Annotated in this window: 23 protein-coding genes and 1 pseudogene; 16 read left to right on the top strand and 8 right to left on the bottom strand. The window is 66.2% G+C overall.

The genetic code is table 11. The annotated features are described in order from the left end of the window. The first annotated feature begins 94 nt into the window (after window positions 1-94). Genes NLR35_RS03815 through NLR35_RS03805 form a run of 3 tightly spaced genes read left to right on the top strand, consistent with a single transcriptional unit; the run spans window position 95 to window position 2,677 of the window. Complete coding sequence (locus tag NLR35_RS03815; RefSeq protein WP_257165205.1) at window positions 95-1,219, top strand: methionine ABC transporter ATP-binding protein; 1,125 nt, start codon at window positions 95-97, stop codon at window positions 1,217-1,219. Continuing rightward, window positions 1,209-1,874, top strand: a complete 666-nt coding sequence (locus NLR35_RS03810) for a methionine ABC transporter permease (protein ID WP_257165204.1) — start codon at window positions 1,209-1,211, stop codon at window positions 1,872-1,874. The genes NLR35_RS03815 and NLR35_RS03810 overlap by 11 nt, the downstream gene beginning before the upstream one ends. Window positions 1,875-1,900: 26 nt before the next feature. Continuing rightward, window positions 1,901-2,677: a MetQ/NlpA family ABC transporter substrate-binding protein gene (locus tag NLR35_RS03805; protein WP_257165203.1), complete on the top strand. Its 777-nt coding sequence runs from the start codon at window positions 1,901-1,903 to the stop codon at window positions 2,675-2,677. Here NLR35_RS03805 and NLR35_RS03800 read toward each other — a convergent pair. Together NLR35_RS03800 and NLR35_RS03795 are read right to left on the bottom strand one after the other, a co-directional pair. Then, window positions 2,659-4,083 carry an FAD/NAD(P)-binding protein gene (locus NLR35_RS03800; RefSeq protein ID WP_257165202.1) on the bottom strand — a complete coding sequence of 475 codons (1,425 nt, stop codon included), beginning with the start codon at window positions 4,081-4,083 and terminating at the stop codon, window positions 2,659-2,661. The two genes, NLR35_RS03805 and NLR35_RS03800, sit on opposite strands and share 19 nt — an antisense overlap. Then, window positions 4,080-4,751, bottom strand: coding sequence for a hypothetical protein (locus NLR35_RS03795; protein ID WP_257165201.1), 672 nt, complete (start codon window positions 4,749-4,751; stop codon window positions 4,080-4,082). The genes NLR35_RS03800 and NLR35_RS03795 overlap by 4 nt, the downstream gene beginning before the upstream one ends. A gap of 81 nt (window positions 4,752-4,832) precedes the next feature. On the opposite strand from NLR35_RS03795, the gene NLR35_RS03790 reads away from it, so the two are divergent. The 7 genes and pseudogenes from NLR35_RS03790 to NLR35_RS03760 form a co-directional block, all read left to right on the top strand. After that, on the top strand, window positions 4,833-5,924 hold the full coding sequence (locus NLR35_RS03790) for an ABC transporter substrate-binding protein (RefSeq protein WP_257165200.1): 1,092 nt from the start codon (window positions 4,833-4,835) through the stop codon (window positions 5,922-5,924). After that, window positions 5,902-6,915, top strand: a complete 1,014-nt coding sequence (locus NLR35_RS03785) for an ABC transporter permease (protein WP_257165199.1) — start codon at window positions 5,902-5,904, stop codon at window positions 6,913-6,915. Before NLR35_RS03790 ends, NLR35_RS03785 begins: the two co-directional genes overlap by 23 nt. After that, window positions 6,909-7,700, top strand: a complete 792-nt coding sequence (locus NLR35_RS03780) for an ABC transporter ATP-binding protein (RefSeq protein WP_257165198.1) — start codon at window positions 6,909-6,911, stop codon at window positions 7,698-7,700. The genes NLR35_RS03785 and NLR35_RS03780 overlap by 7 nt, the downstream gene beginning before the upstream one ends. Continuing rightward, the gene (locus tag NLR35_RS03775; protein ID WP_257165197.1) at window positions 7,694-8,878 is read left to right on the top strand and encodes an acyl-CoA dehydrogenase family protein; all 1,185 of its coding nucleotides are present in this window, start codon (window positions 7,694-7,696) and stop codon (window positions 8,876-8,878) included. The genes NLR35_RS03780 and NLR35_RS03775 overlap by 7 nt, the downstream gene beginning before the upstream one ends. A gap of 21 nt (window positions 8,879-8,899) precedes the next feature. Beyond that, entirely contained in the window at window positions 8,900-10,003 is a 1,104-nt protein-coding gene (locus NLR35_RS03770; protein WP_257165196.1) for an LLM class flavin-dependent oxidoreductase, read from the top strand. Continuing rightward, window positions 10,000-10,941, top strand: coding sequence for an ABC transporter substrate-binding protein (locus NLR35_RS03765; protein WP_257165195.1), 942 nt, complete (start codon window positions 10,000-10,002; stop codon window positions 10,939-10,941). The genes NLR35_RS03770 and NLR35_RS03765 overlap by 4 nt, the downstream gene beginning before the upstream one ends. 131 nt (window positions 10,942-11,072) lie before the next feature. Beyond that, window positions 11,073-11,165 (top strand): annotated as a pseudogene (locus tag NLR35_RS03760) (MetQ/NlpA family ABC transporter substrate-binding protein); the annotation flags it as partial. Between the two features lie 455 nt (window positions 11,166-11,620). On the opposite strand, the gene NLR35_RS03755 reads toward NLR35_RS03760, so the two are convergent. Further along, entirely contained in the window at window positions 11,621-12,205 is a 585-nt protein-coding gene (locus tag NLR35_RS03755) for a class I SAM-dependent methyltransferase (RefSeq protein WP_257165194.1), read from the bottom strand. A 260-nt stretch (window positions 12,206-12,465) separates the two neighbouring features. On the opposite strand from NLR35_RS03755, the gene NLR35_RS03750 reads away from it, so the two are divergent. Next, window positions 12,466-12,885 carry an Rrf2 family transcriptional regulator gene (locus NLR35_RS03750; RefSeq protein WP_257165193.1) on the top strand — a complete coding sequence of 140 codons (420 nt, stop codon included), beginning with the start codon at window positions 12,466-12,468 and terminating at the stop codon, window positions 12,883-12,885. A gap of 838 nt (window positions 12,886-13,723) precedes the next feature. Here the strand turns inward: NLR35_RS03750 and NLR35_RS03745 are convergent. The 3 genes from NLR35_RS03745 to NLR35_RS03735 all read right to left on the bottom strand — a co-directional run bounded on the left by NLR35_RS03745 (window position 13,724) and on the right by NLR35_RS03735 (window position 15,159). Then, window positions 13,724-14,131: a DUF4174 domain-containing protein gene (locus NLR35_RS03745; RefSeq protein WP_257165192.1), complete on the bottom strand. Its 408-nt coding sequence runs from the start codon at window positions 14,129-14,131 to the stop codon at window positions 13,724-13,726. 98 nt (window positions 14,132-14,229) lie between these two features. Then, entirely contained in the window at window positions 14,230-14,727 is a 498-nt protein-coding gene (locus tag NLR35_RS03740) for a nucleoside deaminase (protein ID WP_257165191.1), read from the bottom strand. Between the two features lie 9 nt (window positions 14,728-14,736). After that, entirely contained in the window at window positions 14,737-15,159 is a 423-nt protein-coding gene (locus tag NLR35_RS03735) for a PA2169 family four-helix-bundle protein (protein ID WP_257165190.1), read from the bottom strand. A 223-nt stretch (window positions 15,160-15,382) separates the two neighbouring features. On the opposite strand from NLR35_RS03735, the gene NLR35_RS03730 reads away from it, so the two are divergent. Both NLR35_RS03730 and NLR35_RS03725 read left to right on the top strand, forming a co-directional pair. Continuing rightward, window positions 15,383-15,724, top strand: coding sequence for a hypothetical protein (locus tag NLR35_RS03730; protein ID WP_257165189.1), 342 nt, complete (start codon window positions 15,383-15,385; stop codon window positions 15,722-15,724). Between the two features lie 68 nt (window positions 15,725-15,792). Beyond that, on the top strand, window positions 15,793-16,248 hold the full coding sequence (locus NLR35_RS03725) for an RbsD/FucU family protein (RefSeq protein ID WP_257165188.1): 456 nt from the start codon (window positions 15,793-15,795) through the stop codon (window positions 16,246-16,248). Between the two features lie 12 nt (window positions 16,249-16,260). Here the strand turns inward: NLR35_RS03725 and NLR35_RS03720 are convergent, their stop codons facing one another. Together NLR35_RS03720 and NLR35_RS03715 are read right to left on the bottom strand one after the other, a co-directional pair. Continuing rightward, entirely contained in the window at window positions 16,261-16,806 is a 546-nt protein-coding gene (locus tag NLR35_RS03720; protein ID WP_257165187.1) for a GNAT family N-acetyltransferase, read from the bottom strand. 114 nt (window positions 16,807-16,920) lie between these two features. Beyond that, window positions 16,921-18,126 carry a M20/M25/M40 family metallo-hydrolase gene (locus NLR35_RS03715; protein ID WP_257165186.1) on the bottom strand — a complete coding sequence of 402 codons (1,206 nt, stop codon included), beginning with the start codon at window positions 18,124-18,126 and terminating at the stop codon, window positions 16,921-16,923. A gap of 140 nt (window positions 18,127-18,266) precedes the next feature. Between NLR35_RS03715 and NLR35_RS03710 the strand changes: the two genes are divergently transcribed. The 3 genes from NLR35_RS03710 (at window position 18,267) to NLR35_RS03700 (ending at window position 20,921) form a co-directional block, all read left to right on the top strand. Next, window positions 18,267-19,025, top strand: a complete 759-nt coding sequence (locus NLR35_RS03710; protein ID WP_257165185.1) for an SDR family oxidoreductase — start codon at window positions 18,267-18,269, stop codon at window positions 19,023-19,025. Beyond that, a complete protein-coding gene (locus NLR35_RS03705; protein WP_374940784.1) occupies window positions 19,022-19,939 on the top strand; it encodes a sigma-70 family RNA polymerase sigma factor in 918 nt (305 codons plus the stop codon). The genes NLR35_RS03710 and NLR35_RS03705 overlap by 4 nt, the downstream gene beginning before the upstream one ends. Before the next feature lie 157 nt (window positions 19,940-20,096). After that, a complete protein-coding gene (locus NLR35_RS03700; RefSeq protein ID WP_257165184.1) occupies window positions 20,097-20,921 on the top strand; it encodes a biotin/lipoyl-binding protein in 825 nt (274 codons plus the stop codon). Window positions 20,922-21,107: the final 186 nt, after the last annotated feature.

Here is a 21,107-nt window from a genome sequence, read left to right as displayed (position 1 = left end):
TGACAGAGGGCATTTCTGAAATTGCCTCGAGACGGATCGCAGGCGATGGTGACCTGAACGCGTGCGTTGCAGCACGTCAAGTCAAGGTTCGCTCATGAATGCCTACTCGTCCCTCGCCGTCGCCGAGCCGATCCGGCCGGTGGAGCCGGTCGTGCCCGAAGCAGCCGTCGCCGCGCCGATGGTGCGGTTTGAGGCTCTCTCGAAGACCTATCCCGCCTATCGCGACAAGGCGGCCGTCGAGGCGCTCAAGGAGATCGATTTCGCCATCGCACGTGGCTCGATCACCGGCGTCATCGGGCGCTCCGGCGCCGGCAAGTCGAGCCTGGTGCGGCTGATCAACGGTCTGGAGAAGCCGAGCACCGGTCGAGTCATCGTTGACGGGCGCGAAATCTCGGCGCTGAGCGGACAGCCATTGCGGCTCGCGCAGCGCTCGATCGGGATGATCTTCCAGCACTTCAATCTGCTGTCGTCGCGCACGGCCGCCGACAATATCGCGCTGCCGCTCGAGGTTGCCGGCTGGACGAAGGCCGATATCCGGACGCGCGTCGCCGAACTGCTCGAGTTGGTGGACATCGCCGACAAGCACGACCGCTATCCATCGGAGCTGTCGGGCGGACAGAAGCAGCGCATCGGCATCGCCCGCGCGCTGGCGACGCGCCCGGACGTGTTGTTGTCGGATGAGGCGACCTCGGCGCTGGACCCGCAGACCACACGCGCCATCCTCGACCTGCTCGCCAACATCAATCGCGAGCTCGGCGTCACTATTATCCTGATCACCCATGAGATGTCGGTGGTCCGCCAGCTCGCCAAGGAGGTGGTTGTGATCGATGACGGACGCGTCGTCGAGCGTGGCCATGTCGCCGACATCTTCACCCATCCGAAGCATCCGACGACGCAGACATTTCTGGCCGAAGCGCTCGGCGATGCCGTGCCGGTGTCGCTGGCGAGCCGGCTCGTGCAGCAGCCGACATCGATCGGACAGGCGGTCATTCGCGTGCAGGTGCGCGGCACTGATGCCGGCGACACGCTGGTCGCGCGGCTCGCCCGCGAGCTGTCGATCGACGTGGCGCTGCTCTCGGCGCGCATCGATGAGATCGGTGGCCAGCATGTCGGCTCGCTGATCCTCGGCATCCCCGGCGGCGAGGCGTCGGCGCGGCAGACGCTCACCTATCTCTCTCAACAGCAGTTCGCAGCGGAGCGTCTCGGCTATGTCGCCTGAGCTCATCAATTTGATCATCCAGGCCACCGGCGAGAGCCTGTTCATGGTGTCGACCGCGGCGCTGGTCGCGACGGCCCTCGGTCTGCCGCTCGGCATCTTCCTGGCGACCAGCCGCAAGGGTGAGCTGTTCGCGGCTCCCGCCGTCAACGCGGCGCTCGGGGTCGTCGTCAATGCCGCGCGCTCCACGCCCTTCATCATCCTCGTCGTCGCCATCATCCCGTTCACGCGGCTCGTCGCCGGCACCTCGATCGGATCAGGCGCTGCGATCGTGCCGCTGACGGTGGCGGCGACGCCGTTCATTGCGCGGCTGGTCGAAGCGGCCATCCGCGAGGTCGATGCCGGCCTGATCGAGACCGCGTCGTCGTTCGGCGCGACGCCGCTGCAGATCGTGTTCAAGGTGCTGATCCCGGAGGCGCTGCCCGGCCTGGTGCTGGCGCTGACGCTCGCGGTGGTCAGCCTGCTCGGCTATTCCGCGATGGTCGGCGCCGTCGGCGGCGGCGGCCTCGGAGATCTCGGCATCCGCTACGGCTATCAGCGCTTCATGCCGGAAATGATGCTGGCCGTTGTGGTCGTGCTGATTGCGCTGGTGCAGACGGTGCAGACCATAGGCGATCATCTCGCGCGCCGGCTTAATCGGCGCTTGAGGCAGCGCTGAGCTGTTTTGTTTGATTGGAGACTTGAATGTTACGTTCCGTTGTTGCGCTTGCCGCCTTGCTGTCCGTCGCGCTTCCCGCGCATGCCGAAACCATCCGTGTCGGCGTGACTGCCGGGCCTCATGCCGAGATCATCGACGTCGTGAAGAAGGTCGCGGCCGAGCGCGGGCTCGACATCAAGGTGGTCGAGTTCACCGACTACGTGATCCCGAACCAGGCACTCGCACTGAAGGATCTCGAGGCGAATTCGTTCCAGCACGAGCCTTACCTGAACAACCAGATTGCCAAGACCGGCTGGAAGATCGTCAAGGTCGCGACCACCATCGCCTCGCCGCAGGGCGTCTATTCACAGAAGTACAAGACGCTCGCCGAGCTTCCCGAGGGAGCCAAGGTCGCGATCGCCAACGATCCGTCGAACGGCGCGCGCGGGCTGATGATTTTGGCGCTGCACGGCGTCATTAAGCTGAAGGATCCGAGCAACGTCGCCGCGACGGTCGCCGACATCACCGACAATCCCAAGAAGCTGAAATTCGTCGAGCTCGACGCCGCGCAGCTGCCGCGCGCGCTGGCCGACGTCGACCTCGTCTCGATCAACAACAACTACGCCGTCCAGGCCGGGCTCAATCCCGCCAAGGATGCGATCGCGCGCGAGAATGCCGAGGGACCCTGGGTCAACATCCTCGCGGTGCGCGAGGAGGACAAGGACAAGCCCTGGGTCAGGCAGCTGATCGAGGCCTACCACTCCGAGCCGGTCAAGGCGTTCCTCGACACCCGCTTCAAGGGCACCTATATCGCGGCCTGGTGATCGGCAGCCGCCGCCAGAGTCGGCGCTTCGATCGGCGGCACGATGATCGGGCGGGCCTGCAACAGCCGGTCCGCCAGATCGGCGCATTGGCTGCGGATGTCGGGGATCGCGATGATCTCCCAGAAGGCGGCGCGCGTCAGCGGGCCGATCGCGAACAGGCGCTGCGAGGGCGTGCCATCGGCGCCGACGATGGCACAATCGGCCGTGACCTCGATGCCGATCCGCAGGGGATCGCAGCGCGCCAGCCCCTGGTCGAACAGGCTGCGGACCGCAGGATTGGCGGTGGCGCGGGGATCCCTGACGATGCCCGTGCAGTCGATGACGGCACCGACTTCGAGGGTCTCGACCTCGCTGCGGCCGCGCCGGCGATAATGCGCACGGGCCCCTTGCGTGCCACCGTCGATCTTGACCAGCTTGGCAGCGGCGACGCGGAGCTGGCCGTCCGCGATCGCCCGCGCGATCCGCTCTTCGACTTCGGGGGCCATGCGGTGGCGATGCACGTCCCACCACGCCCGCGCATGCTCCAGGAAGCTGTGCTTGGACGCAGGCGGCAGCTCCTGCCAGAGCCGGTGGCTGAACGGCCTCACGGCGTCGATGACGGCGCGCCAGTCGCCGCCTTCGGCGATGTGGGCGGCAACACGTTGCCGGAACCAGCGCAGCAGACTGCTGCCGCGCGCACCGAACGGCACCTCGTCCTCGCTAATCCTGCAGGGGGCGATGCGCCGATGTCCCCTGGCCATCAGGCCGCGGCGCGAGATCGCGAGGATCGGGCCGCGATGGCCCTCGCGCAACAGCGACAACACGTAGTCCGCCATCGTCAGGCCGGCGCCGAGTATGAGCACCGCCGAGTCCCGGCTGAAGCCGGGCACGGTCGGATTGATCCAGGGGTCGGCATGCCAGGCAGAACGCGGGATCGCGGCGTCATGGCCGGTGGCGAACACCGCGACGTCGCCGAGCCGGCGCGTGCCGTTGGCCAGGCTGACGGTCACGCCGTCACGGCCTTCGCTGACCGCCACGCATTCGCCCTGGATGATGGCGAGCCGCTGCGCGCCGCCTTCGGTCGCGAGGTACGGCGCGATCAGGCTGGCGATGTAGTCGCCATAGAGCCGGCGGGGCACGAAGCAGAACGGGTCGGGACAGAGCTGAAGGCCATGCTCATGGGTCGACAGCCAGCGCCAGAAATGGTCGGGATCATCCGGGAGCGCGCTCATGTTGGCGGCGCGCACATTGAGCAGGTGATCGGCATTGCCGGTGTGATAGGCCAGCCCGCGGCCGACCTCCGAACGCTTCTCGATCAAGGTGACGCGGATATCAGACCCCGGGCGTCGCAGCAGCTGGTAGGCGAGGAGGACGCCGGATGCGCCGCCGCCGACGATGATGATATGTCGTTCCGGAAAACGGCTCATGCCAAGATGCCTTTTCTCTCGCGCGCGGACGATGCGTAACGTTCATGATCTAGCACGTAAAACCGCGGCCGGATTCGGAAAGACAAATATTCCAAGTCTGAGCATGTTCCGATCGAACTTGTTCCAAGGAAGTACAGATTGTCGTTCCGAGTGTGTCGTCGCGAGCGATGCCGCGCTAGAATTATCATACGCGGCGACTGGCGTGTCGGGCAGCGCGCTGGAACTGCTGGCGCGCAGCGACCGTTCCAATTGTTGTTGCGTCGGGAGGTTTTCGATGTCCCGCGCTGGCCGAAGGCGGCAAGAATTTCTTTTCTTGACTTGTTAGTACGTGTGCCGATCACCGCCGCGATGGCGGCACCGCGGCCGGGCTGCTCGGCAGCGATGAGAAGATCGCCGACCGCATCATCGACTTTCGCGCGACCGGCATCGAGCTGTTCATGCTGCGGCTGTAGCGTGATCTTAGTTTGGCGACCGCCGATTCCGGTCGTCGCGCGGGATGATCGCGCTTGGAAGAGGCGCAGAAGAACTGATTGCTTTGTGAACATCGTTGTGCGGGGAGATAATCGCTCGCCGCCGCCCGACATTCGAAAATCCATTTCATTGACGATGCAGCGGCACGACCGCATCATCCGATCATCATTGGGGCGCTGACGACAGCGCAGGTTCAACGACACATCGATGCATTCCGTGGGGGAGTGCGGGCGCTGCACGCTCGCGCAGCGGCGGATCTTTGTCGGCAGGAGAGGGCGATGGACAAGACGGACAACACAGGCGCAGTCACCCGGCGCCGGCTGCTGCAGGCGGGTGCCGGTGCTGCCTTGGTGGCGCCATTCGGCGGTCTTGCCGCGCAGGCGCTGTCGCTGCGGGCCGCACCTGAGGTCGACTTTCAGCAGTTTCCGATCTGCCGGACGGCGGCCGAAGCGCCGGCTCTCACCGGTGAGCCGCGCAGGCTGAAGCTGTCATGGAATGCCGGTGCGGTCTGCCTGACGCCGGTTCCGGTGGCGATCGACCAGGGCTTCTTCAAGAAGTACAATCTCGACGTCGAGCTGATCAACTATTCGGGCTCGACCGATCAGCTGCTGGAAGCCATCGCTACCGGCAAGAGCGACGCCGGCCTCGGCATGGCGCTGCGTTGGCTGAAGCCGCTGGAGCAGGGCTTTGACGTCAAGATCGCCGCGGGCACCCATGGCGGCTGCATGCGCGTGCTGGCGCGCACCGACTCCGGCATCGCCAAGCTCGCCGATCTCAAGGGCAAGGCGGTCGCGGTCGGCGATCTCGGCGGGCCCGACAAGAACTTCTTCTCGATTCAGCTCGCCCGGCTCGGCATTGATCCGGTGAAGGACGTCGATTGGCGCGTCTATCCCGGCGCGGTCGTCAACGTGGCGGCCGACAAGGGCGAGACGCAGGCGTTCCTGGCGTCCGATCCGCTCGCGTATCTCTGGCTCAAGGATCCGGCCTACCGGGAGGTCGCCTCCAATCTCGACGGCGAGTATCAGAACCGCGTCTGCTGCATCCTCGGCCTGCGCGGCAGCCTGGTGCGTGAGGAGCCCGCGGTCGGGCGCGCCATCACGCAGGCGCTGCTCGATGCCGCAATGTTCACCGCGCAAAACCCCGTCGAGGCAGCGAAATCGTTCCAGCCCTATGCGCCGAAGCAGGCGACGCTCGCCGATCTCGAGGGCATGGTCCGTTATCACACCCATCATCATCATCCGCATGGCGCTCCGCTCAAGCAGGAGCTGAAGGCCTATGCCGACGATCTCAAGGTCGTCTCCGTCTTCAAGCCGAGCACCGACACCAGCAAATTCGCAGAGCGCATCTATGTCGACATTTTCGCTGTCTGAGATCGCCACGGGCGACAGCGCGCCGAGCAGCGCGCTCGCCGACAAGCTTCGCGATGTCGCGCCCGGCATCGCCGCGGCGCTCGCTTGGGCCGCTTTCGGCGCGGCCTGCCTGGTCCGGGAGGACGTCGGTGACTGGTCCCGCACCACGGACCTCGCGATTGCGGCGTTCGTGATTGCCGGGCTCGTGCTCATCGTGGGTGTCGCCGCCTCGCACCTCGGCCGTGCCGGATCGGCGTTGCGCCGGCGCAGCCCCTGGCTGCTCGCGCTCGGCGTGTTCCTGACGCTGTGGGAGCTGGCCACCGCCAAATATGCCTGGCTGCCGCTGCCGTTCTTTCCGCCGCCGCAGGCGATCATCGAGATCTACACCGACGATCTGCCGAAACTGCTCGACAGCGTCGTCGCCTCGATCAAGCTGCAGCTTGGCGGCTACCTGATCGGCGCGGCCACCGGCTTCATCACCGGCGTCTCGATCGGCTGGTCGGCGCGGATCGGCTATTGGGTGCATCCGGTGCTGCGCTTCATCGGGCCGCTGCCGGCGACCGCCTGGCTGCCGATCGCCTTCTTCGCGTTTCCGACCAGCTGGAGCGCGTCGACCTTCCTGATCGCGCTCGCCACCGGCTTTCCGGTGACGGTGCTGACGTGGTCCGGCGTCGCCAGCGTGCCCACGGCCTACTACGACGTCGCACGCACGCTCGGCGCCAGGCCGTGGTTCCTGGTGCTGAAGGTCGCGATTCCCGCAGCATTGCCGCATGTCTTCGTCGGCCTGTTCATGGGCCTCGGTGCCTCCTTCGCGGTGCTCGTCGTCGCCGAGATGATCGGCGTCAAGGCCGGTCTCGGCTGGTACCTGCAATGGGCGCAGGGCTGGGCGGCCTACGCCAACATGTATGCCGCGCTGCTCGTGATGTCGTTGCTGTGCTCCGGCGCGATCACTCTGCTGTTCAAGACCCGTGACCGCGTGCTGATCTGGCAGAAGGGAGTCGTCAAATGGTAGCCGCTGCCGAAGCCGTCAGGGCGCAATGTCCCGGCGCGTCGATCGACATCGCCCATGTCGACCACGCCTTCGACATCGACGGCGCCGAACTGAAGGTGCTCGACGATGTCAGCCTGATCGTCGAGCCCGGCGAGTTCGTCGCGCTTCTCGGCCCCTCCGGTTGCGGCAAGTCGACCCTGCTGCGCCTGATCGCCGGCCTCGACAAGCCGCGCAGCGGCAGCCTGCGCGAGGACGAGGTCAGCATCAAGGGACCGCATCCGTCGCGCGTCGTCGTGTTCCAGGATCCGACGCTGTTTCCGTGGCGGACGGTCTGGGACAATGTCGCGCTCGGCCTGGAGGCGCAGGGCATCCTCAGGAAGCAGCGCCATCGCGTCGACGCCGCGCTGGATCTCGTCGGCCTCACCAACTTCAAGAATGCCTATCCGCATCAGCTCTCCGGCGGCATGGCGCAGCGCGTTGCACTGGCGCGGGCGCTGGTCAACGATCCCAAGGTGCTGGTGCTGGACGAGCCGCTCGGCAAGCTCGACTCGCTGACGCGGATCGCGATGCAGGCCGAGCTGGTGGCGCTGTGGCAGCGCAAGGGCTTTACCACCTTGCTCGTCACCCACGACGTCGAGGAGGCGCTGGTGCTCGCCAATCGCGTCATCGTGCTCAGCGACCGCCCGGCGCGCATCAAGGCCGACATCGTCGTCGACCGGCCGTATCCGCGGCATCGCGGCGATCCGCATTTGGCCGATCTGCGCCGGCAGATTCTCGGTCTCCTCGGGTTGGAAGCGACATGGTAGCCGTCATCGAAAGCCTCGCGCCGCGCCAGACCGGAGCTGACAATGAGGACGAACTGATCGCACGCGCGCTGCGGCTGCTGCCGGTTTTCGCAGAGCGCGCGCCGAGCCATGATCGCGACCGCAGCTTTCCGTTTCAGAATTTCAAGGATCTGTTCGAGGCGGGTCTGCTGTCGCTGACGGTGCCTGCGGCGCTGGGTGGACACGGGGCGGGCGCAGGCCTCACGGCGCGCGTGCTCGGAATCATCGCCGAGGCCGATCCGTCGACGGCGCTGGTCCTGGCGATGCACTATATCCAGCACTTCGTGATGGCGCGGAGCCAAGACTATCCGCCGCGGCTGGCCCGCAAGCTGGCGCGGGACTCGGTCGAGCGCGGCGCGCTGATCAACACCTTCCGCGTCGAGCCGGCGCTCGGCTCGCCGTCGCGCGGCGGCCTGCCGGAGACGATCGCGCGGCGCACCGAGACCGGCTGGCGGTTGAGCGGTCACAAGATCTATTCGACCGGTGCGCCGATCCTGTCGTGGTATTCCGTGTGGGCGAAGACCGACGAGGCCGAGCCGCGGCTCGGCCTGTTCCTCGTGCAGGCGGGCTCTCCCGGCATCCGCATCGTCGAGACCTGGGATCATCTCGGCTTGCGCGCCAGCGGCAGCCATGATGTCGTGTTCGACGACGTCGTGATCCCGCTCGACCATGAGATCGAGCTGCGCAAGCCGGAGGACTGGCGGGTGCAGAACCCGACCCAGGCGCTCGTCCATGCCGCCTTCGTCGGCGCCATCTATGACGGCGTCGCGCGCGCGGCGCGTAACTGGATCGTCGACTTCCTCAAGACGCGCACGCCCTCGAGCCTCGGCGCGCCTCTGGCGACCCTGCCACGCGCGCAGGAGGTGCTCGGCGCGATCGAGGCGCGGCTGCAGGTCAATGCGCGGCTGATCGACAGCCTCGCGCGCGACTTCGACGAGGGCCGGGTCGTCAGCCCTGTCGAGGGCAACATCATCAAGCTCACCGTCACCAACAATGCGGTGGCGGCGGTCGAGGATGCGCTGTCGCTGTCGAGCAATCACGGCCTCAGCCGCGCCAATCCGCTGGAGCGGCACTATCGCGACGTGATGTGCGGCCGCGTCCACACCCCGCAGGACGACGCCACGCGCATCGCCGCAGGCCGTCTGGCGCTTGGATTTTAGGACCACAAGGAGACAGGACCCATGTCCGAGATCGAATTCATCGGCTTCATTTCCAACAACAACTCGTCCGAAATCATCGTCCGCCAGGGACCGGTGCTCGATCCCGTCCACATCGAGACGGTCGCGAAGGCGCATGAGAATGCCGGCTTCGACCGCGCGCTCCTGGCGTTCCACTCGACCTCGCCGGACAGCCTGCAGGTGGCTCAGCACGTGCTCGGCGTCACCTCCAGGCTCAACGTGCTGATCGCGCAGCGGCCGGGCTTCACCTCGCCGACTTTGCTGGCGCGGCAGTTCGCGGTGCTCGACCAGTTCTCCAAGGGGCGCGTCGCGCTGCACGTCATCACCGGCGGCAATGCCAATGAGCTGCGCCAGGACGGCAACACGCTCGACGACAAGAGCGAGCGCTACGCCCGGACCAGCGAGTTCCTTGATATCATCAAATCCGAATGGACCAGCGACAAGCCGTTCAGCTACGCCGGCAAGTACTACCAGGTCGAGAATGCGTTCGCGCAGGTGAAGCCGTATCGCAAGGAGGGCATCCGGATCTATTTCGGCGGCGCCTCGGATGCGGCGATCGATGTCGCGGGTAAACATGCCGACACCTACGCGCTGTGGGGCGAGTCCTACGCCCAGGTGCGCGAGCAGGTCGCCCGCGTCAGCGCGGCGGCAGCGAAGCACGGCCGCCCGGCGCCGCGCTTCTCGCTGTCGGTGCGGCCGATCCTCGCCGATACCGAGGAGAAGGCCTGGGCGAGGGCGCAGGACATCCTGGAGCGCGCGACCGCGCTGCAGGACCAGACCGGCTATCGCAAGCCGGCGGATGGTCACGCCACCGACGGCGCCAAGCGCCTGCTCGCGATCGCCGAGCAGGGCAAGCGGATCGACAAGCGGCTGTGGACCGAGATCGCCAAGCTCACCGGCGCCAACAGCAACACCACGGCGCTGGTCGGCACGCCCGAGCAGGTGGCGGACGTGTTCGGCGACTACTACGATCTCGGTATCAGCCATTTCCTGATCCGCGGCTTCGATCCGCTGATCGATGCCATCGACTATGGCCGCGCGCTGATCCCCGCGACGCGCGAACTGATCGCGCGCCGGCAGGGTGTGAAGGGAGTTGCGGCGGAATGAAGCGGGTTCTCCTGGCTGCGGGCCTTGTGCTCGCCTTCACCGCCTCGGCCTTCGCGCAGGTGACGCTGCGCGTGGGCGACCAGAAGGGCAATGCGCGCGCCGTCATGGAGGCAGCGGGTGTGCTCAAGGACGTGCCCTACACCATCGCGTGGAAGGAGTTCGTTGCGGCTGCGCCGCTGCTGGAGGCGCTCAGCGCCGGCGCGATCGAGACCGGGCTCGTCGGCGACGCACCCTTCACCTTCGCCGCGGCCTCCGGCGTGCCGGTCAAGGCGATCGCCGCGATCCGCCAGACCCAGGAGGGGCTGGCGATGCTCGTGCCGGAGAATTCGCCGATCAAGAGCTTCGACGATCTCAAGGGCAAGAAGATCGCGACCGGCCGCGGCTCGATCGGACATCAATTGGTGCTTGCGGCGCTGGAATCGCGCGGCTGGACCACCAACGACATCCAGCTCGTGTTCCTGCCGCCGTCGGATGCCAAGGTCGCCTACACGCAAGGCTCGGTGGACGCGTGGTCGACATGGGAGCCCTATGTCAGCCAGGAGGAGGTGCTGTTCAAGTCGCGCCGCGTCATCACCGGCGAGGGACTGACCCCCGGCCTCAGCTTCCAGGTCGCCACGCCAGCTGCGATCAAGGAGCAGCGCGCGGCCCTGGAGGATTTCGTCCAGCGGCTCGCCGCGGCCCGCGCCTGGTCGCTCGGCAATGTCGAGAGCTACGCCGAGACCTGGGGCCGGCTGATGAACATCCCGCCCGCCGTGCCGCTCAACTGGCTCAAGCGGGCCCAGGTCCGCATCGTCCCGATCGACGACGCCGTCGTCGCCGACGAGCAGAAGACCATCGATCTCTATGCGCGCACCGGCCTGATCAAGGAGCGGCTCGATGCGGCAGCGATCCTCGATCGCTCGTTCACCGCGGCCATCGCCAAGGGGGCAGGGCTCTGAGAAGTGCCGTTGGGCCACGCAGCCTGATATGATGTAAACGTCTGCTTGGCCTGCGCTCGCGCTGGACATCAAGGCAGGCTGTCGGCAACGCCAGCCCTTCGCGGCCGAGATGCAGAGCTTCGCCACGGCGCTGGGTCAAGACGCTCGTCGACTCTTACCATACCCCCGAGGTCCGCGAATTCGTTCTAACCAAGTTCAAGGGCGCGGTGCTGCCGAGCTGGTGAGCGATTGAGGAGCGGGCCGGCGGATAGTGTCCTCCGGCCGAGCTCGATCGCAGGTTCTGCGCCGAGGACAACGCCCGCGACTCCGGCTTCCGCCGCGCCTTCAACTGCCGCGCGGGGAAGAAAATGAGGACGGCGTTGATGCTCTTTCGGATGCGTGAGCAAGGAGACGATTCAGATCGTTCGCGTAGCTCCTGGATCGCTTCGCTTGCGCTCGCAACGACGGCCGTGGCGGCACCGAACGCTCCACATCCTCAGTCATCGCGAGCGCAAGCGAAGCGATCCAGGGGCTCCGGCAAAATCCGTAGGGTGGGCAAAGCGACGCCGCAGGCGGCGCGTGCCCACCACGTCTCGGCAGTCGCGGAAGTCGATGGTGGGCACGGCGCGCGTGAGCTCGGAGCGATGCAGCTGACGTCAGGGGCGCGCCTTTGCCCACCGTACGGACTTGATCGTGCGGTTCAACCGCCCGCCGTCGCAACCCATCCGCGGAACGTGAAGGCCGCATAGAACAGCCCCACATCGAGAAACCCGGCCTCGCGCAAGACATCTTCTTGCTCAGCGGGACTGAGCAACGGCAAGCGGTCCGTCATCAGATCGGCTGTTGCCGCCGACTTTGTCCAATCGACGCCGGCGCGATCACCAAAGGCGACGGACCGCGTCATCCACCGCTTGGGATCAGGATCGGGAGCCGAATGCTCCACAACGACGAGGCGCGCGCCTGACCTCAGCCGACGTCGAGTCTCCGCGAGGGTACGCAGCCGCTCGTTCCGATCGATGTGGTGGAGCGTGAGGATGCACGTTGCGCCATCGAACGGTCCAGCCGGCGCCCGGTCGATCGTGCCTTCCAGCAGCTCGATCCGCTCGGCGACTGGCGCAAGCGTCCTTTGCGCGAGGTCGAGCATGGCGGGCGAGGGATCGACGCCCGTGAAACGCCATCCAGGCTGCGCCTCCGCAAGTGCGATGGTCTCCATTCCACCGCCGGCGCCTACGATGAGGATGTGCGCGTCGGGTGGCGCGTGCTCTGTCAGAAGCAGCATCGTCATGCGATGGACATCCGCCAACCCGGGAACCTTGCGCGGGGCGTCGTCCACATAGTTCGAGATCGCAGAGGGATCCGAAAAAGGTGAAGGTCTGTGGTGCATGCCTACAGTTGCTCCGAAAGCGAGACAGCGTCGGATCGCGCGCGTGGCCATCAGGTCAATCAGCACGAGCAAACGTCATATAAGCTGCGCCGCATCTCGTATCTTTTAAAGATACGTGAGTTGGTGTATTGCGTCAATGTCTTTGGAGGCAATGAGATCAAGTGAGCCGTGACACGCGCCTTTCCGACGTACTCCACGTCCTTCTGCACATGGATCAGCTGGAGGGACCACTGACGTCCGAAGTGCTCGCACGGAGCATGCGCACGAATCCGGCCGTGTTTCGACGCACGATGGCGGGACTGCGCAAAGCAGGCCTCGTCAAGTCCGAGAAGGGACATGGTGGTGGCTGGAGCCTGGCCCGACCATTGTGTGAGATGACGCTGCTGGCTGTCTATGAGGCGCTGAGCCGGCCGAATCTGTTCGCCATCGGCAATCGCAGTCAGCACACCGACTGCTTGATCGAGAGGGGCGTCAATGCCGCCTTGACCGATACAATGGCTGAAGCCGAAGCGCTGTTTACCACCCGATTCAGCGCTATCACTTTGGACAAGCTTGTTTCCGAAGGCGTCCCACATCGCTAGCGGGGTGCTTGTTCGTTACGCCCACAGTTGAGGCGCCGAGATGCGCTTCTCACCTTGACGGGTCAGGTCCGCAACCGAAGCTGCAGGTGGACCAAGCAGGCCTGATGGCGGGACGAGACGACGCCTTGGCGCTCCTTCATTGTCGCCCATCCACTGAATGATCATCTGCCCGACGGGCAATCCTCGCATGCCCCACATGCGCCAATTGCCCGTCGTGCCGGTTTGTCGCGCACTTCTCCCTTGTCACGTCGGGCAAATCACATCCACATTCTCGCGCATCCCGGCTCGCTGAAGAGGGACGTTTCGCGATCGTCATGAAGCGTCGAGCCGGAGATGCGATGGGCGCGTTGCTCTGCAGCCGGGTGTCACAGCCCGTGCCGACGAACGGAGTGAGGCGACGGCGAAATGGTGTGGTCCTGGCGTCCCGAAGCTGACGCCAAGCCGGCGGTGATGATGATCCGCCGGCGACGGGGGCAAGACAGCCGGTCCCCGGGGAGAGCGCCTATAAGTCGCAAAGCCGTCGCGCAGGGAAGGCCGGATATTGGGCTGAACCAGTGGTTCTGCCGCGTGCTTATTTGCTGCACGCGGACCGCGGGTGTCAGTCGATACCCGGTCTTCCCTGCGCCTCTTCTTCGAGAGGAGAGGTCCATCGATCGCACAGCTCGGGCGGAGATCGCCGCGAGATGGAAGACACATGCCTGCTGTTTGAAACGTGGATATGGCTTGCCATCACGATGTCCCGCGCCGGCGTTGCCGGGGGAGCACGACGTTGTCGGTGGGCGGAGCTTGGCGCCGGAGCTCATCGGGGTGGCTCGCTTCAAGAGCACCCCCGCTGTCTTCACCGAGACCTCGCCCGTCGCATTTCGTCTTGCCGCATCGGCATCGCGTCGACGCGCTTGAACAACTCCTCGGCCGAGATCGGTGTGTGCGAGGCCAGTGCAATGTGTCCGTCTTTGCCGATCAGAGTGACCGTGAAGCGGCGGTTGTCGCTGCCGAGCGTCGTGCGAAGCTCGTGGGAGGCGACGCTCTCGTCGACGGCTTCGAGCAGCACGATCGCGCGCTCGGACATGCCGGCTCTGGCGGCGTCGTAGATCCGGCGTTGCTGTTGCGCGGCGGCGTCGTCGGGGCCGGTCACCACCAGGACGCGGGCCTTCCATCGGTAGGACTCGAGCGGCGAGGCGTCACTTGGGTGCGGCATGGCGATGAAGCCTGCGAGGAGTGCGGTCGTGAGCAGATGCCGTCGCATGGTCGGGGCCTCCTGATGGCTCTCGCCTGAACGGCTGCGGCGGCGGGCTGGATCTTCGGTCGTGCCGCCTGCATCCGCTCCAGATGATGCCGCCGGCTCTAGCGGTTGCCCTGGTCCTCGATCGGGACGTCGTCCCAGGGACGATAATACAGCTTGCTGCAGGCCTCACGCAGGACGCCGCCTTCGATCGTGATGTCGTCGCGATAGGCGTTCGCGACGAATTTGAGCGTGTCGACATGCCGGGCCTCGAAATACATCTGGTGCACGTCCTCGCGGCCGGCGCCGAACACGATGCGGCCGACCTTGCTCCAGATCGAGGCCATTGTGCACATGCCGCAGGGTTGCAGCGTGGTGTAGAGCGTTGCGCCGCGCAGCTCGCCGTCGTCGAAGCCGCGTCCGGCGGCGCGAATGGCCTCGATCTCGGCATGCGCCGTGGCGTCGTGCTTGGCGGCGACGTGGTTGCGCTCGGCCGCGATGATCTCGGAGCCCAGCACGATCACGCAGCCGATCGGCGACAGCGAAGGATCTGCGCCATCCTGCGTGGCGACCTTGATCGCCTCCTGCATGAAATGCTCGTCGGTTTTGAGGTTGGGCACGTCAGGTGCTCAAGCTGCGAGCTGTTTCATCTGGGCGATCTTCGCCTGCAGGCTGTGCCGCTGCCGGGTCAGCGTGGCGGTGGTGGCGGCATCGCCTGCGCACTCCTTCAGCGCGTCGTCATATTGGCCGAGGATCTGCTCCTCGCCGCTGACGAAGGACGACAGCGCATTGGTGCCGAGGCCCGTCACCGCGGCGCGGACGCGGATGACGGTCTGATGCACCGTGGACATGAAGGAGCCGGACTCGTCCGGCGTCTCGCCCATCCGCCGGAGCGCGTCATGCAGCTCCGCGTGATCTCGCTCCTTGAGCGCGATCATCTCGGCGAACAGCGTCTTGAGCGTCGGCGTCTCGGCATCGCCGGCGGCTTCCTGGTAGCCGTTGCGCGCATCGACCAGGGACGTGTGCAGTGTCTTCAGGCTGTCTGCAGCCATTGTCGCCTCACCGTGTTGCTGTGTGGAAATTTCGATCACGACAATCCGGAGTAGGCGGCTTTGTTCCGGGCCTGCTACCTTCGGACGCGGGAGAGGGCCGCGCGCATCCGTGCGGTATGCAGGTTGCCCACGTCAGGGCGGCATCGTAGGCTCGCCCCACGCGACGGGCAGCATGCTCGGGACATGCTGTTGACGCTGAGATCGCTGAGGGATTGCGCGTGTGATGGATGAGGACGACCCGGGCGGACAGATCGCCCTGATCGAGGCGCGGATCGAACAGCTTGCCGACACAGCCGAGCGCTGTCGAAAGATCATCCTGGCGTCGAAGATCGTGATTTCAGGCGGCGCCGCATTGCTGCTCGGCGCGGTGCTGGGCCTGTTCGGCTCCAATGCAACCGCGCTGCTCGGCGCGATCGCCGGGGTGCTCGGCGGCATCGTCTCGCTCGGATCGAATGTCAGCACGCTGCGGCAGACCCTGGCGGCGATCGCCGCCGCCGAGACGTTGCGCTCGGAGCTGATCGGCAGGATCGATCTTCGGCTGGTCGGCGAAGGGCGAGCGGTGTAACGCGTGAGCGTCTGACGGCGGGTCATGCGCCGGTCGGCCTACGATTGAAGAAACGACAGGGAGAGCACATGCTCAAGGGTTTGGATCCGCTGCTCAACGCCGACGTGCTCTATGCGCTCAAAGCGATGGGGCATGGCGACCGCCTCGTGATCTGCGACACCAATTTTCCAGCGGATGCGATCGCGCGACAGACCGTGTTCGGCGAGCTGCTGCGCATCGACAATGTCAGCGCCGCCAGGGCCGTCCAGGCGGTGCTGTCGGTGCTGCCGCTCGACACGTTCGTGGACGATGCCGCCGTGCGGATGGAGGTGGTCGGCCAGCCGGCGGAGGTGACCGAGGTGCAGCAGGAGGTGCAGGCGGCGATCGACCGCGCCGAGGGCAGGCCGTGGCCGCTGGTCGGCGTCGAGCGCTACGCGTTCTATGAAATGGCCAAGTCGGCCTATTGCGTGATCGCCACCGGCGAGCGCCGCTTCTACGGCTGCTTCATCTTCAGCAAGGGCGTGATCCCGCCGGAGGAGGCGTGAGGTCGAGAGACCTCAACGCGCCTCCCGCATGATCTTCTCGAAGCGGAAGAAGTCGCCGTCGTCGGGCATGCCCTCGAGCGGCGGGCGGTGCGGCAGCGGGTTGTGGGCGTTGTAGTATTCGACGATCCGGAAGCCGCATTTGTTGACGTAGAAGTGGATGTTGCGCTTCTCGAAATACGGCGTGAACGTCTGCCACACCTTGGTGTCGGCATAGCGCGCCTCGATCGCCCGCCATGCGCGCTGCCCGACGCCACGGCCATGCTGCCGTGGCGAGATGTAGAACAGATCGAGCGAGTTGCGGTGCGAGACCGGATCGATGGTCAGGACGACGCCGCCGACGCGTCTGTCGCCCAGCAGCACATGATAGGTCGCTGCCCCCGGCGCGGTGAACGACTCCTCGATATCGTCGCCGGAGGGGATGGCCTGATCGGGCACTGTGCCGATCTCGTCCATCAATGCGACCGAGAAGGCCTCCCGCAATTCCTGCTTGAAGGCCGGCAGATCGCGCTTGTCCGCGATCTCGAGGGTGACGCGGTTGTCTCCGCTGTGGTGTTCCAAGCTGTCCTCGCTGCACGGCTGCCCCCGCGATCCATCGCCGCCGGGCGCTGCGATGTGAACGCGGCGAAGCTTACCGCCGTCTGACGCGACGAGGGCAGCGCGGCTGAATGCCGCTCACCCCATCGTCGCCAGCCGCACCGCCAGCGCGCAGGCGCGGTCGTATTCGTCGAGGTTGATCCACTCGTCGATCGTATGCGGCTCGTTCTGGCCGGTGCCGAAGGTGACGGTGGGGATGCCGTGGCGGACCATCCAGTTGGCGTCGAGGCCGCCATTGCCGGCGCGCAAGGTCGGCGTGGCGCCGATGTCCGACACGGCGGCGGTGGCGCGCTTCACGACCGGCAGTGTCTCCTTCATGCGGAACGGCGGAAACTCCGTCACCGCCTTGAACTTGACGCGGCCGGACTTGCCGTCGCTGTTGACGACCTGCTTGGCCGCCTTCTCGAACGCGGCCTTGTAGGCATTGCTGATCTCACGGACGAACTTCGCATCATGGCTGCGGCATTCTCCGGTGACGTGGATGTAGTCGGTGACGACATTGGTGGCGTCGCCCGCGGGGCGGCCCTCGCCGCCGGTGACCGGGCCGACATTGCTGGTCCCAAGCTTGGCGTCCTTGCCCTTGCCCTTCACGACCTTGCCGAACCAGCCGCCGGCTTTGACCTCGGCGAGCGCGAGCGCCAGCATCATGGTGGAGCTGATCCCGCGCTCCGGCGCGACGCCGGCATGGGAGGCGCGGCCGAAGATCTCGACCTCCCATTTGTCGGCGCCGACCGCGGCGATGGTGATTGACGAGGCGGAGCTGCCGTCGAAATTGAACGCCATCGCGGGCGCGCCGAGCGCGTCGAGATCGACATGGCGCGCGCCGTGCAGCCCGCTCTCCTCGCGCACGCAGAACAGCAGCGTGATCGGCGGATGATCGAGCTTCTGCCGCACGAGCTCGGCTGCCAGCGAGACGAGGATGCCGCAGCCGCAGCGGTTGTCGCCGCCGAGCGCTGTCTTGGCCTGGTTAACGATTTTCCGCCCGGAGATCGTGGGCTGCGCGCCCGCGCACAGCGGCACCGTGTCCATGTGGGTCATGAACATCAGCCGCGGCTGGTCCTTCATCGTGCCGCGGCCCGGCAGCTCGACGATCAGGTTGCCGGTCTCGGTCGGCAGCGCGATGCGGGTATTGGCATCGTCGAGCCGCATCGCCTTGGCCGGGACGCCAGCCTGCTTCAGCGCCGCCATGATCTCCCGGCCGATCGCCTTCTCCTGTCCGGTCACGCCGGGCACGGCGAGCAAGCGCATCAGACGATCGGTGGCGGCGGCGGTGTCGACGGACATGAAGCGATTCCCGTGTTTGAACGTTGGCTGGAGCATCCAGCCCGGCGCCTCGAGACGCAAGGGGATCGTGCGCTGCGGCCGGCTGACTCTTTTCCGAGGCCTCGATCGTCTTCATGTCACCTGGACCATGGAGCATCATCATGAACCTGAAAGACAAGACGATCGTCGTCACCGGCGGGAGCCGCGGCCTGGGCCTCGGGATCGTGGAGGCGCTCGTCGCTGACGGCGCCAAGGTGACCGTGGTCGCGCGCGGAGCCGAGGCCTTGAACGCCGTCGCCGCCCGCCTGGGCGTGGCCACGGTTGCCGCCGATGTCACCGAGGAGGCCGCCGCGCATGGTATCGTCGGCGACATCCGCCCGGACATCCTGATCCTGAATGCGGGAACGACGCCGCACATGGACCGGCTGGATCGGCTCACCTGGGAGGACTTCTCGGTGGCCTGGGAAACTGACTTCAAGGCGGGCTTGTACTGGATCCAGGCCGCGCTCAAGCTGCCGTTGCAGCCGGGCAGCCGCGTCCTGGTCGGATCGAGCGGCGCGGCGGTAAGCGGTTCACAGATGTCGGGCGGCTATGCCGGCGCCAAGCGCATGCTCTGGTTCATGACCAAATATGCCAACGGCGTCTCCCAGGACGACAGGCTTGGCATTCGCTTCCAGGCGATCGTGCCGCGCATGATGATCCTCGGAACCGGTGTGGGCGACACGGCCGCCGGCGCCTATGCAGGCGCGATGAGCATCACGCCGGACGCGTTCGTTGCCCGCTTCGGCGCGCCGATGCCGCCGCGTGCGTTCGGGGATCGCGTGGTTTCCGTGCTGAAGGACCCGCGCTTCGCCGATGGTGTCGTGTTCGGGCTCAACGGCGACGACGGCGTGACGGTGATGGAAGGAGCGGCGGCTTGAGTGACGGAGCAATTGATCAGCAAGGCGCGCGCAGGGCCGAGCGCATCGCCGGACTCATGGCCGTCGCGGAGCAGATGCGGCCCGAGCTGCATCGCTATTGCGCGCGGCTGATGGGCTCGGTCATCGATGGCGAGGACGTCGTGCAGGATTCGCTGACGCGGGCGCTCGTCGCCGTCGACGAGATGCAGGACATCGAGACGTTGCGCCCATGGCTGTTCCGCGTCGCGCACAACCGGGCGCTGGACCTGCTGCGCGGCCGTGCGATCCGAGTTGCCGAACCGATGGAGGCGGCTGACGACATCGCCGACGACACCGCTGAAGATGCCGCGGAGGCGATGATGCGCAAGGAGGCGATCCGGACGGCCGTGTCGCGCTTCGCCGAGCTCCCGATTCCCCAGCGCAGCATTCTGATCCTCAAGGACGTGCTGGATGAGCCGCTCGCCGAGATCGCGGCGCTGCTCGGCCTGACGGTGGACTCGGTCAAGGCGCATCTCGCTCGCGCCCGCGCGCGGCTCTCCGAGATCAACGCCGTGGCCGAGGCGCGCCCGGTCGCGAGGCCTGCGTCCGAGGCGGTCGCGCGCTATGTTAGCCTCTTCAATCAACGGGACTGGGACGGCCTGCGCGCGCTGCTGGCGGAGGATGTCAGGCTCCACCAGTCCGCTCATCCCATACGAGTCGGTTCGGCCGATGTCGGGATGTTTTTCAGCATCTATGCCGAGATGAAAGATGTCCGGCTCGCGCCCGCCTGGCTCGAGGGCCGGGAGGTGATTGCGGTGTTCGATGGAGAGGGTGACCCGCAGCCCCGCTACTTCATGTGGCTGAACTGGCGCGACGGCAAGATCAGCTTCATTCGCGACTACCGCTACGTCCGCTATGTCGTCGCTGACGCCGAATTGGTGCTCGTGCCGACGTAAGCCGTGTCGGCAGGGGCATTGTTTCGACAAGCTGAAGACCGCATTTGGTTCTGGCGCCATTATCAACCGGCGAGCGAGCCGCCACATCAGCGCCGAGAGCATGATGATCACGAGGTCCCGTCGGCACCGCATGCGATGCCGTCGTGAGGAGCGAGCGGTGGACAGACAGCAAGGGCCGGGCGGAACCCGGATCATTCCGCACAAGAAGCGCTCCCCGGGAGACATGCGAGCCGCACCGCGGGCGTTCGCAGCAGGTGCGCTGTGGCCGCTCACAGGGGTCGGCTTGGTCGTTGCATGTCTCATCGCGCTGTCGTGGATGGTCGAGTACGTGACCGTCAGCCAGTATCTCGTCCACACCGACGATGCCTATATCGGGGGGAACGAAGTCCCGGTCAGGTCGGCGGTGCCCGGTCTGGTCAGAGAGCTTCTCGTGACCGACAATCAGGAAATCGTCGCCGGACAGCTTCTCGCGCGCATCGAGCACCGCGACGGAGACGCGGCGACTGTCGCGCTGAACGACGTTATTGCTCCGGTCGCCGGCGTGGTGACGGTCGGCGGTCTCCATGTCGGAGACGCCGTCCCGGCAGGCCGGTCGATGATGGCGGTGGTGGCCCCGGGCGAGCCCCACATCATCGCTGCCCTTGCTGTCTCCGACATCACCTATGTCGCGATCGGGCAGGCGGTCACGATCGAGGTGCCGGGCCAGCCGTCTCTCCGGCTCTATGGACATGTGGCAGACGCTGAATGGATCGGTGCGGCATCGGGCCCGCCAAGCGCCGAAGACCGGATCGCGCTCAAGATCCGTCTGGCGAATCCGGCCCTTCCCGTCGGATTGAGGACCGGAATGGCCGTTGGCGCGACCATTCTGACCGGCCTGACCGGGACCGAGCGGATGGTCTCGCAGATCCTGCAGGAGAAGGCGCAGAAGAGTTGCCGCTGCGGGCAGGATCTCCAGGCCGCCGCCGTGCGGCGGCGCATCTGACCTGCGACGATCTCTGCGCGACCATGGCTGCTGCGCTCGTGCCTCTCCGAAGCTGGCATGGCCGGGCATTGCTACTCGCTCATCCGCTCGCCCTTGCGAGACGCCAGCGCAGTCACGAGAGCCGTCAACGACACAAGTCCCACTCCGAGATCAATCGGAACGTCAGTGAGCCTGCCCGCGCCACCC

This window comes from Bradyrhizobium sp. SRS-191 (assembly GCF_024586915.1).
Classification (GTDB): domain Bacteria; phylum Pseudomonadota; class Alphaproteobacteria; order Rhizobiales; family Xanthobacteraceae; genus Bradyrhizobium.
The sequence above is the reverse complement of the archived record's forward strand: the minus strand, read 5'-3'. Positions and strand labels throughout refer to the sequence as shown.